Here is a 12,612-nt window from a genome sequence, read left to right on the forward strand (position 1 = left end):
CTTACCTAATTATCAACAACGGTACAGCAGGCTTCCAAAGTGCTAATGATTTGGTGATTAATCTGACTGGGTTAACGGGTGCTTTCCCGGCGCTCGGCACTATTCCAGTCAATAGTTTCTTTGTCTAGATTGATGGGGGGGGATTAATTCTCCCCTTTTAATGCTCCCGTTCAAGTAATTTTGATACAAAAAAAGTTAAGAGGCTCTTCTCGACTTTGTGTGATAATTTTTGCTTATGAAACAACCGTGAAATACCTATCAGGCAAGACTTTTAGGGCTATTTTGACGTTCGGCGATGACTTCGGCGTGAGCTCAGTCGAACGCTCAGTCGAGCCGCAGAAGAAACTAGAAAATATCAGTATAGACATCGTTTCCACACATAAACCAGAAGAGCCGTTCAAAAAACTTTATAAATGATATTGATTGGTTTGTTTATAATAAGCCCCATTAATACCAACTGAAACCATAATCAACCATAGACAATAATCAATTATCACCATCTACTCTAATCTATAGTCAAAAAACTCTATGGACAGCTTGCCGCCTAACACTAACCAGTTTTCAGATACCCAAGCGCCGGCAGCGAGTCCAACTCAGCGCCAAGCAGTGCCGGTCAATTATGAGTACAGCCTCAATCTGCCGGAATTACTCAACCAGTTTGACCTCTCAGTGTTGATTTCCACCTACCAAGCGGGACGAGTGGCCAGCATTGGCACTTATCAAGGACAAATGCGGGTGAGTTTCGCCCATTTTGACCAAGCAATGGGTTTAACCCGAACCGCTACCGGAATTGCTGTGGGCGCTCGTCAGGCAATTTGGAATTTACCCGCTAATCGAGAGATTGCCCCCCAGATTAAACCGGAAGGGGAACAGGATATTGCTTTTTTAGCTCGTTCCTCTCACCTCACCGGTCCGATTATGGGTCATGATTTGGCCTTTGGCAGTAATCGCCTTTGGGTGGTCAATACCCTATTTAACTGTCTGGCAACTATCGAAGGAAATTGGAGTTTTCTCCCCCAGTGGAAACCGCCCTTTATTACCGAGTTAGTCCCCGGTGACCGCTGCCACCTCAATGGCTTGGCTATGGCTGAAAATAGCGGCACTCCCGCCTATGTAACGGCATTGGGGGAAACCAACGAGGAAAGCCTCTGGCGAGAGAATAAGGCCCAAGGGGGATGCTTGATTGATGTGCCGAGGGGAGAGGTGATTCTGCGGGGTTTAGCTATGCCCCATTCTCCCCGTCTTTACCAGGGTAATCTCTATTTCCTCAATTCCGGTTATGGAACCTTGAACCGTTGGCATCCCCAAACTGGCAGCACGGAAATCATCGCGGAATTGCCCGGTTTTACCCGGGGTTTAGACTGTTGGGAAGGTCACGCCTTTGTCGGGTTGTCCCAAGTGCGGGAAACGGCGGTTTTTGGCGGTTTACCCCTGGATGAGCGGCGTAATCAATTGCGGTGCGGGTTGGCTATTGTCAACCTGGCCACCGGTCAACTGGTGGCAACTTTTTGGTTCAATAGCGGCGTGGAGGAGGTTTTCGCTGTCTCCGTCCTCCCGGGCTACCGCAACCCGGCACTGATTGGACCAGATAACGACCTCGACGGCACTCAATCCGTCTGGATGGTGCCTTCTTTAGGGACTTAATTGTTTACTTTTCACCCTATTATTCAGGAAAAAATCATGTCAACTTCTTAAAATGACTAACCCTACTATCTTAGAAGAGCTACTAAAATTAGCAGCTACTGCTAATTCTCTCGCAGAATTTAAGCAGTCTTTGGCTAAAATCAATATCTAGAAAACGGGTTTCTTTGAGAACCTATCTAGAAAACGGGTTTCTTCGAGAAACCCGGTTTCTGGACTTATTAACGAATAAAATTAATCTGACAAATATTAAGAGGAATAATCGGTTCAAATTCTTTTCGGTCAGAAGTAAGTAAAATTCCTTTTTCTTGATTGGCTAAAGTCAAAGCAAAACAATCAGCTAAAGAAATGCGCTTAATTAGTGCCTTATATTGGCTTACTTGTCGCCAAAACTTGCTACTTAAATCAAAGCGAGTTTTTATGTTAATATCACTTAATTCTTGAATTAGTTTTTCTGTTTCTGATTCTCCTATATCGCGATAAAAATTATAGTAAACTTCGCAAAGATTAACAACATGAATCATTTTGTTATTATTTTGATTAGTGATGGTTTCTCTGACAAGATCCGCTCCTGTTTCATTACGAACAAAAGCAATTACAGCACAAGCATCTAAAATGATATTCATCTATTACGCTCCTCCCAATCAATTTCTGCTTGTTTTTGTTGGGCAAAATCTTCACTACTGGTGGGTGCATGAGCATATTTACCTTGTAATGATTTAATTAACTGCTGTCTTTCTTCTTCTGATTTAGGTTTAATTTGAGGCAAAAAATTTTGCTCGATTAACTCTCTAATTTGCAATAATTGTTCGCCAGAAAGATTAGCTAATGATTCAATTATTTGTTGACGTATTGCTGTAGCATTCATGATTATTACTGACAATTAAGTATAAAAAGTTACTATGGTTACAATCTATCACAAAAAATGCTAATTGGCCAGCAAACCTCTAAAATTAAGCAAATAACTGCCTCGCTTTGACGTTAGCGATCGCATCTTCGCAATAACTGAGAAAATGGGTTTCTCCTTTAAGTAAGAAACCCGGTTTCTTGTATAAATGTTAATTTTTGTTATAGAAACCTTGAAAGATTCGGGATTCTTTGCACAAAATAGTCGAAGTCATCCTTTGCGGTCAATGTCATGACTTCTACCCTTTTGCCGAGCCTTTCTGCTGTTGACGATGTTTTGTTCAATTTTGCTCAATCTGATGGCTTTGTTCAAGCTAATCAGGTGGATAGTGCGAGAAATCAGCGTTTAACCGCTACCGTAGTTTTCCTCGATGCTGGTGTTAGCGATTATCAAAGTCTCCAAGCTGGAGTAATTTCAGAAGTCGCCACCGTTATTCTCACTCCCAATCAAGACGGAATCGAACAAATATCCGCTTTTTTACAACGAAATCCCCAGATTACCACCATTCACCTGGTTTCCCATGGTGCGCCGGGATGCTTATATTTAGGGAATTGTCAACTTAATTTAACAAATATTTACGATTATCGCCAACAGTTACAGAATTGGGCGAAGATTAATCATATTCTACGGCGTTGTCAAATTGAAAGATGATCAGAATCAGCTGGGAACTGAAATCACTTTGATAGCAAGGATTGCATTGCATCTTTCATATTCTGATCTGACAACGCCAATCCTTATGAACTCTGAGATTGATATTCTCAATCTTAATTGAGATGACTATATTTGTCTTGTAGCAAGGTTTAATACGTTTCTGCCATGGATACCTACTCCCCCGCCTTACGCTCTGCTGTTGCTGATGTTCTCCAATCCCTAGGGGATTTTGCCGCTGATCCTCTCTTTGCGGAAAAGTTTAAGCTAGTTTTTGGCACGGAGATTACGCCACGACGGTTCCGTGCGTTAACGTCCCCCGGAAATCTGCCGGAAGTTGAAATCCTAGCGGATGGGATTTTAGACGGCGCGGTAGGGGCTTTTTCGGCCCAGACAGGCAAGATCTATCTGTCGGAGTCGGTGGTTAATGGGGATGCGGGGCGCTTGCGGGCGGTGTTGTTAGAGGAGATTGGGCATTATTTGGATTTGGTGGTTAACGCTCAGGATACAACCGGGGATGAGGGTGAGTTGTTTTCGGCGCTGGTGCGGGGTGTTGAGATTGGCAGTGGGGAATTGCGTCGCCTACAGACAGAGGATGATTGGGCGGTCATTACCATTGATGAGCAGTTGGTCGCAGTAGAGCAGGCGACAACTAATCTGGGTTTAAGGCAAGGATATGGCTATCGAGATGATTCCGTCACGACATCAGACTCCGGCGATATCTGGATTTTTTCGACCACCGGTCAGGGAAATAGTAATCATTACGTCCAAGTGTCCTCTACCGCAACGAACGTTGATCTGGTACTAGACCTTTATAATCACTCTACCGGCCAGCTTTTAGTTCGCGCAGACGATTATGGCTCAAATTATAATTTAGAGGGCATTTCCCTTGCAGATCTTCCTGCTGGAACCTATTCTGCTGTTGTTTATAACTATTACGGTGCTAACATTGGTTGGCCAGGCTCGGCTGGCTACCGACTAGAGATTAATGCGCCCCAGTCGGATTTGTGGCCTGTACCGTTGGAGTTGATTATTTCCACGACGCCGGGGAACTCGACCCACGCCACCCAGATCACCTCGACTAATACTCTCTATATCGACGGCGCTTGGCAGAATATCGGCAGTGGCAGTACGGTATCGGGCTTTTCGATCCGTTTACTTCTGAATGGAACCCAGATTGCTTCTTGGAATAACCTTGCGTTTAGCGCTGGCGACTTTGACTACTTCACCGACTTCGCTCTTGGCCCTCTAGCACCGGGCAACTATACCCTGACCTTACAGGTTGACTCTACTAATGCGGTTTTTGAAAGTGACGAGTCGAATAACTCATTTTCTCGCACGTTTACAGTCACAGCACCGAGTATTCCTCAAGATGGATACGAATCCAATAACACCCTCGCGACGGCAAGAAATCTCGGAACCCTGAGCGGATTAAGCGCCCTGCAAAATCTGACCATTCACAGTTCTACAGATACCGACTTTTTCCGCTTTACCACGGCGGGAACCTCCACCGATGAACACTATATCGCCGCTTTCTTTAATGGCGCTCAGGGGATTATTGATCTTAATTTCTTTGACAGCGCCGGTAACTTTCTGTTCTATGCTCTGGGAGAAGGGTCTGGCTACAACTATGTTCCCCTAGGCGGTTTACCGGCGGGGACCTACGTTGTCCAGTTGGGGAGTTATGCTGGGCAGACCAGTCCTGGTTATTTACTGGAATTTAATCTGCCAGTGGCTTTTACGACTACAGGCGATCGCCTAGAAACCAGTGGTAACTCTAATAATTTTGGAACAACGCCAACGTCCTTGGGAACCGTTGCGGGCTTTAAGCGGGAAAATGATCTGTCTATCCATACCCCCACGGATCAGGATTGGTTTTCTTTTACGATTACAGGGCAGACTAACAATAATCATTACATTGCCATTGATTTTAATAACATCCAGGGGAATTTAGATTTAGCCCTCTATGACAACCAAGGTCGTCTGATTACCTACGAGGCCAATAACACCGACGGGGAGTATATATCCCTCTGGGGACTGCCCCAAGGTACCTACCGAGTGGCGGTTTACAGTTGGCTTGGGCAAACGAATGAATATGATTTAATTATCAACGCGCCCGGAACGACTTCGGGAATTCAGAGCGATAGCTTTGAGAGCAATAACACCCGAAGTGCCGCTAAGGCCTTAAAGAATTTTGGTTGGAGTTCTGAGAGCGGTTACAAGGAGTGGAATAATCTTTCCATCCACACGGCCAGCGATGAGGATTGGTTTAGTTTTGACCTCAAGCAAACTGGCGCGGAGGGGCATTTTGTCGGCATTGCGCTGGATAATATCCAAGGGGATTTGGATATTGAGCTTTACAACAGCGCCGGTAACAAAATTGGGGAATCCAAGGGAACTCGTAATTTTGAGTCCATCAGTCTAGCGGGCCGGGGAACAGGAACCTATTTTGTACGGGTGTTAGGCTTTAACGGCGCCGTCAATCCCAATTATTCCCTAGTCGTTAATACCCCTGGGGATGATATTTTTGAAGCCAATAATACGCGGGCAGTGGCGAAGGATTTAAGCAATCTCCGCACGTCTCCCCTCAAAACCTGGCAAAATCTGTCTATTACCGCCGGTGATAATGATTGGTTTAAGTTCAATTTACCGAGTCGGGGAACGGCTAATGATTTTGTCAGCGTTACCTTCGATCACAGTTTGGGGGATGTTGACCTAGAGCTTTACAATAGTAGCGGTACCCGCATCCTCAGTTCGGCAGGAACGTCTAATAGTGAGCGTATTTCCCTAGAGGGGCAGACTAGCGGCGATTATTTTGTGCGGGTGTTGGGTTATAACAACGCCACTAACCCCAACTACGACCTGACCATTAGCGCACCTTTAGCCAACGGGGCGGATAGCTTTGAGTCGAATAATAGTTTTTCGACGGCCTATAACCTAAATAATCAAATTGCGCCCTCCCAACAGGGGCGGCAGGTGGTCACCTTGGGTACTGATCCCGAGGAGTTTCTCTCGATTCACAACGGTAGTGATGTGGATTGGTTTAAGTTCACGATCGCCGGCGCCGGTCAGCAGGGACATTACGCGGCCATTAGTTTTGACCACACCCTGGGGGATCTAGATCTACAGCTTTACAATAGCTCTAACACCCTACTCAAAACCTCGGAGGGGGTCGCCAACGCCCATTCGGTGGACTTAAAGGGATTGAGTGCCGGGACTTACTATTTGCGGGTCTATGGTCACAACGGGGAGGTTAACCCTCGTTACGCCTTGACAGTGGACGCGCCCTTTGCTGGGGTAACGGCGGACTGGGGGGAAGGCTCCGATAATAACAACGCGATCAGTCGGGCGACCAACTTGGGCAAGCTTGACCGTCAGTTTAATCGGGACAATTTATCGATTACCGCCAACGACACGGACTGGTTCCGCTTCGAGATTGACGCTAAGGGCGGGGTATCTGACGCGGCGGGTATTACTTTCAACCACCAGCAGGGGGATTTGGACATTGAGCTTTACGCTTCTGATGGGACGACCCTTCTGGATTCTTCCCAGGGAGTGGGGAATACGGAGAGCATTTCCCTCAATGGTCGCAATGCGGGGGTCTATTTCCTCAAGGTCTATGGCTATAACGGGGCGACAAATTCAGAATATAGTGTGGCCATCAGCGCCCCGGTGAATGCGGCGGGGGATTGGGCGGATCGGCTGGCGGCCAATAACACGGCGGCGACGGCGCGGGATCTGAGGACGGTGCAGGGGTTCCAAACCTGGGAGCCTTTCTCGATTCACACGGCGACGGATGTGGATTGGTTCCGGTTCACGACCTTGGCGACGGCCAGCGCCACGGATTATCTACAAATTGATTTTGACCATACCCTGGGGGATTTGGAGCTTGAGCTTTACGCTGCTAATGGCACGACTCTGTTAGGCAAGTCGGAAACCACCAATAATTTCGAGCGCTTGAATTTGGTCAACGCCAGCAATCAACCCCTAGGGGCGGGAACTTATCTGGTGAAGGTGACGGGTTATAACGGCGCGATTAATCCCAGTTATCAGCTTTCTGTCAATGCGCCCGATCCCAGTGTCAGTAAGGCGGATTGGGCGGAGGCGAATAACACCCGCGCGACGGCGACGGATCTTCAGGCAATTGACGGGTCTCGTCTGTTTTCGGGGCTATCCATCCATCAGGGCGGCGACGAGGATTGGTTTAAGTTTACGACCATTGGTACGGGGCTTGCGGGTCAGGAGGTGAGTATCGCCTTCGATCACCAGTTGGGGAATCTTCAGTTGCAACTCTACCGCGAAGGTCAATCCACGCCGGTGTTAACCTCTGACACCCAGGGCGATCGGGAATCGGTGTCTTTGGCGGGGTTAGCGGCGGGAACCTATACGGCGCGGGTCTATGGGGCGACCAGTTCGGTGACGAATCCGGGTTATTCCCTCTTGATCAACGCGCCCCAAACCCCGGAGGCGGATTGGCTGGATAAGCGCAGTCAGCCGAATAATACCCTAACGCTGGGCTACGATCTGCGGAATATTGACGGCGGTGTGGCCCTCAGCGCCCTCTCGATTCACACGGCGACGGATCAGGATTGGTTTAAGGTGCAGGTGAAGCAACGCACCGCCGCTAATCAGTTTGTCGGTATTGACTTTAATCACCAAGAGGGGGATCTGTGGCTCGAACTCTTTAACGCATCGGGGACTAAATTAAGGGAGTCCAATACCGATAAAAACTCGGAGCAGGTTTCCCTTGCGAACCTCGACCCCGGCGCTTACTACGTCAAAGTGTCCGGCGCCGTCAATCCCAACTACAGCCTCACGGTGCAGGGGATTCCTGACTTGGTAGCCGACGCTTTGGAAGGCGCGACCAATGGCCCGAAGGATGCTTATCAGTTGCGGGATTTGGCGGTTAGCGGGGGGGGACGAAATATAGGTCCAGATATCTCACCAATTCGAGATGCGCGAACTCTGTCGAATAAGCGACTAGAATTAGATCAAACCGAAAGATCATTAGCTCAAAGCGATTACAGGGTGGCGGCCTCTTTTAACCCAAATTTTAGCTCGAGCAATCAATCTTCACTACCGACTGGGTATCGCGATCAATACGGAAATTTTTATACACAAAGACCAGGCAACAATGGTTTTAATCGAGTCTTTGATAGCGAGATCATAAAGTTCTATCAAAGAGGTTATGACTATTATGGAAAGGCAGTTAATGTTCAGAATCTGCCGAATAGTAATAGTTTTTCTCCGACACAAAGTTCTCCCCAAAATAGCTTTACACCTCAACAAACAACACCAGGCCGAATAGTAGTAATTTCTCGCAATCGACTTCCAGAATTTTTTCAATTAGCTAGTCAATTTCCCGACATCAGGACTTTTGGGGCTTTTCTAAAACAACGTTTCAATATAGACCGAATAGAATTCAAATCTTCGGGTCAAAATCTAACGAGCATTCCCGATCTTTCCATCGATACCGCCACCGATCAAGACTGGTTCAGATTCACATTATCGGGTCAAGGACAAGATGGACAATATGTCGGTTTAAACTTCGATAACTCTTTAGGCAACTTACAACTCGAACTCTTTGAAGCCTTTAACACCACGACCAACACCACCGAGAGCCAATACCGAACCTTCCTAGTCGATCGCACCGGGGGCAACAGTGGCAATCAACAGATCAACCTCGCTGGATTAGCCAAAGGAGATTACCTAGTACGAGTCAGTGGCGTTAACGGCGCGACCAACCCCAACTACATCCTCACCTTCAGCGGCCCGCCCCCGCTAGACACCGCCGGGGATTGGACAGAAGCCACCACCGACAACACCCACACCAAACCCTACGACCTTAAAACCGTCGAAGGCGTAACCTCCCTCAGCGCCCTCTCCATCCACACCGCCAGCGATCGAGACTGGTTCCAATTCAAAACCACCAGCGTCGGCAAAGCCGGTCATAACCTCCGCATCGACTTCAACCACGCCCTCGGCGACCTCGATCTCATCCTCTATAACCAAGACGGCGCGACCGTGCGGGGACGATCCGAAACCACCGAAAACTACGAAGAAATCAGCCTCGACGGCCTTGCCGCCGGTACTTATAAAGTCCAAGTCCTCGGCTACCAGAACGCTACCAACCCCAACTACACCTTCACCCTCAGCGCCCCCAACGGGACTCAAACCCCCATCCTCTCCGACTACCTCGAAACCAACAACAGCGCCGCCACCGCCACCGACCTCGATCGCATCAGTAACCTCCGCAGTATCCCCGGACTCACCATCCATCCAGGAGACAACGACTGGTTTAAATTCACCACCACCCAAACCGGCACCGCCGCCAACTTCCTCAGCATCGAATTTGAACACGCCCAGGGCGACCTGCAACTGGAACTCTATCGGGCCAGCAACCTGACCACCCCCTACAAAACCGCCAACCTCTCCAGCGCTACGAATAACCGCGAAACCCTTTCCCTCGCCGGAGAAATCGCCGGCACCTACTACGCGCGGGTCATCGGCAACAGCAACGCTACCAACAACTACCAGTTCTACATCGACGCGCCCACCAACGCCGCCAACACCAAAAACGAATGGACGATCTTCGTCTATATGACCGGCAGTGACCTAGCAGAGTCCGCCTTCAACGACATCAACGAGATGGAACTGGCCGCCGCCTCCCTGCCCAGTAACGTCAAAATCGCCGTCTTCTGGGATCAAACCGCCAACCGACCCTACGCCACCGCCAATCAAACCGCTTGGGGAACCGCCGGCTGGGCCATTCTCCAACCCGACACCGATCTCAAGCGCGTCGCCACCCCCTTCACCCTCCTAGACGAGAAAAACTCCGGCGATCCCGCTACCCTGACGGAATTTATCAACCTCGCCAAATCCGCCGCCCCGGCCAATAACTACGGCCTCATCCTGTGGAACCACGGCAACGGCGAACTCGGAGGCTTTAACGTCGATAACGAAGGCACCTCCGCCAATACCGGTGCCGATCGCCTCTACAGTACCGAACTCGACACCGCCCTCCAAAACGTCAAAAACGCCGATCCCAGCTTCTCCCTCAAACTGTTGGCTTTTGATGCCTGTTTAATGGCTATGGCGGAAGTGGCCTATATGGTGCGCAACCACGCCGAAATTTTTGTCGCCTCTCAGGAAGCCGCCGAAGACACCGGCTACGACTACACCACCGCCTTCGCCGCCCTGATCAATAACCCCGGCGAAGTCAAAGCCATCGATCTGGCCAATAGCCTCATCGCCAGCTACCAACAACAACACCAAGGCGACCGTCGGGGTTGGGATACCCTCTCCGCCACCAGCACATCTGCCCTCAACACCCTCGTCACCAGCATCAAAACCTTTACCGATGCCGCCGTTGCCCTCACCAGTAACGCCACTTGGGACGCGATCAAAGATGCCCGCGATTTCGCCAACAGCTTCTACCCCGCCCCCTACTACCGGGATTTAGGTCAGTTCCTCCAAGCCGTCGCCACCAGCACCAACAGCAATCTTCCCGCCAATCTCAAAACCGCCGCCAATAACGCCCTCACCGCCCTGCGTAACCTAGTGGTGGATAAAACCGCCGACCAACGCAACGTTCAGGGTCTCTCGGTCTATTTTCCCAATAGTGGGGCGATCGACGCCGGTTACCTCAGCCGCAACTCGCAATTCCTCAACGCCACCGGCTGGACAAATTTCCTCAACGCCTTTACCACCCGCGGCAGTAGCACCCGCAATCCCCTGCTACAGGATTGGGCCGAAGGCAACGACGTGGCCGCCCGCGCCTTTAACCTCAACACCTTAACCGGTAACGGCCATCGCTTTACGAACCTCAGCCTTCCCAACGCCGCCGATCAAGACTATTACCGCTTTAGCCTTTCCCAAGCCGGCGGGACTGGCAACACCCTCACGGTTTCCTTCACCCCCCAAACCGGCCAAAGCCTAGCGGTTTCCCTCTTCGACCCCGATAACCGGACCACGGCGCTGAAAACCGCCACCGCCAGCAACGGGCAAGCCAGCTTTAACCTATCGGGATTAGTGGCCAATAAAGAATATTTATTACTGGTCAACAGTCCCACGACGACCGGCCAACCCATTCCCAACTACACCCTCGCCATTAACGCCCCCGGTGCTGTCCAAAACAGCAACGATTGGGCTACTGGCAATAACACCGCCGCCAAAGCGGTCGATCTCGGCACTATCATTCAAAACAACTGGTTTACCGGCTTACAAGTCGATTCCACCACTCCCGATTGGTTTAAATTCAACCTGCCCAAGGTGAGTCAACTGGTTCCCCTATCCGTCACTGTTCACATTGCTGGCAATGCTACCGCCACCGCCCAACTGTTTGACCCCAGTAACCTCAATACCCCCCTGGCTACCCAAACTGGCGCTGGTTCCCTGCAACTCACCACCCCGACTCCAGAACCCGGTAAGGTCTATCAACTTCGAGTTAGTCAACCCTCCGGCCAACTGGCGATCGCATACTCCATCGCCATTGAACCCGTCCTAGTGGCGTTGCCGACAGGGACTACCCTAGCAATTTCTGCCACCAGTGCCAGTCAAACCGAGGGCAACAGTGGCAGTAAAGCCTTTACCTTCACCGTCACTCGTGCGGTTAATACCACGGGAACCAATAACGTTAACTGGGCAGTTACGGGCAGCGGCAGCAATCCTGCCAATGCCACGGATTTTGTCGGGTCTGTGTTACCGTCAGGAACCGTGAGTTTTGCTGCGGGAGAAACCAGTAAAGTAATTACTGTTAACGTTCAAGGGGATACAACAGTAGAACCGAACGAAAACTTTACCGTCACCCTCTCCACTCCCACCAACGGCGCTACTATTACCACCGCTACAGCTATTGGCACTATCCAAAATGATGATGCAGCAGTTCCCACCCTCGCCATTGCCGCCACCAGTGCCAATCAAACCGAGGGCAACAGTGGCAGTAAAGCCTTTACTTTCACCGTCACTCGTTCGGTTAATACCACGGGAACCAATAACGTTAACTGGGTAGTTACCGGCACCGGCAGCAATCCCGCCAATGCCACGGATTTTGTCGGAGGGTTGTTCCCGTCAGGAACCTTGAGTTTTGCCGCCGGGGAAACCTCAAAAGTAATTACTGTTAACGTTCAGGGGGATACAACGGTAGAACCGGACGAAAACTTTACCGTCACCCTCTCCAATGCCACCAACGGCGCTACTATTACCACCGCTACAGCTATTGGCACTATCCAAAATGATGATGCAGCAGTTCCCACCCTCGCTATTGCGGCCACCAATGCCAATCAAACCGAGGGCAACAGTGGCAGTAAAGCCTTTACCTTCACCGTCACTCGTGCGGTTAATACCACGGGAACCAATAACGTTAACTGGGTAGTTACCGGCAGCGGCAGCAATCCTGCCAATGCCACTGATTTTTC

The 12,612-nt window shown here is 49.9% G+C and carries 6 protein-coding genes; 4 read left to right on the top strand and 2 right to left on the bottom strand.

Annotated elements, in window-relative coordinates; translation table 11 throughout:
• Together IM485_RS17305 and IM485_RS17310 are read left to right on the top strand one after the other, a co-directional pair.
• The coding region (locus IM485_RS17305) for a bluetail domain-containing putative surface protein (protein ID WP_502882194.1) at positions 1-128 on the top strand (128 nt) is incomplete at its 5' end.
• Positions 129-528: 400 nt separating this feature from the next.
• Positions 529-1,644 carry a TIGR03032 family protein gene (locus tag IM485_RS17310; protein ID WP_287744603.1) on the top strand — a complete coding sequence of 372 codons (1,116 nt, stop codon included), beginning with the start codon at positions 529-531 and terminating at the stop codon, positions 1,642-1,644.
• 218 nt (positions 1,645-1,862) lie between these two features.
• Here the strand turns inward: IM485_RS17310 and IM485_RS17315 are convergent, their stop codons facing one another.
• The gene (locus IM485_RS17315; protein WP_002778866.1) at positions 1,863-2,267 is read right to left on the bottom strand and encodes a type II toxin-antitoxin system VapC family toxin; all 405 of its coding nucleotides are present in this window, start codon (positions 2,265-2,267) and stop codon (positions 1,863-1,865) included.
• Positions 2,264-2,509 carry a hypothetical protein gene (locus IM485_RS17320; RefSeq protein WP_002747004.1) on the bottom strand — a complete coding sequence of 82 codons (246 nt, stop codon included), beginning with the start codon at positions 2,507-2,509 and terminating at the stop codon, positions 2,264-2,266. The genes IM485_RS17315 and IM485_RS17320 overlap by 4 nt, the downstream gene beginning before the upstream one ends.
• Before the next feature lie 270 nt (positions 2,510-2,779).
• Between IM485_RS17320 and IM485_RS17325 the strand changes: the two genes are divergently transcribed.
• Together IM485_RS17325 and IM485_RS17330 are read left to right on the top strand one after the other, a co-directional pair.
• Positions 2,780-3,199 carry a DUF4347 domain-containing protein gene (locus IM485_RS17325; protein ID WP_071846425.1) on the top strand — a complete coding sequence of 140 codons (420 nt, stop codon included), beginning with the start codon at positions 2,780-2,782 and terminating at the stop codon, positions 3,197-3,199.
• Between the two features lie 165 nt (positions 3,200-3,364).
• On the top strand, positions 3,365-12,612 hold a 9,248-nt coding region (locus IM485_RS17330; RefSeq protein ID WP_287744605.1), incomplete at its 3' end, for a pre-peptidase C-terminal domain-containing protein.

The organism is Microcystis sp. M169S2, from assembly GCF_020245865.1.
In the GTDB taxonomy this organism is placed as follows: domain Bacteria; phylum Cyanobacteriota; class Cyanobacteriia; order Cyanobacteriales; family Microcystaceae; genus Microcystis; species Microcystis ichthyoblabe_A.

What these genes read in the sequence shown, in the direction of transcription:
- IM485_RS17315 (WP_002778866.1), bottom strand. Translation starts at nt 2,267, where the DNA reads ATGAATATCATTTTAGATGCTTGTGCTGTAATTGCTTTTGTTCGTAAT.
- IM485_RS17320 (WP_002747004.1), bottom strand. Translation starts at nt 2,509, where the DNA reads ATGAATGCTACAGCAATACGTCAACAAATAATTGAATCATTAGCTAAT.
- IM485_RS17325 (WP_071846425.1), top strand. Translation starts at nt 2,780, where the DNA reads ATGACTTCTACCCTTTTGCCGAGCCTTTCTGCTGTTGACGATGTTTTG.
- IM485_RS17310 (WP_287744603.1), top strand. Translation starts at nt 529, where the DNA reads ATGGACAGCTTGCCGCCTAACACTAACCAGTTTTCAGATACCCAAGCG.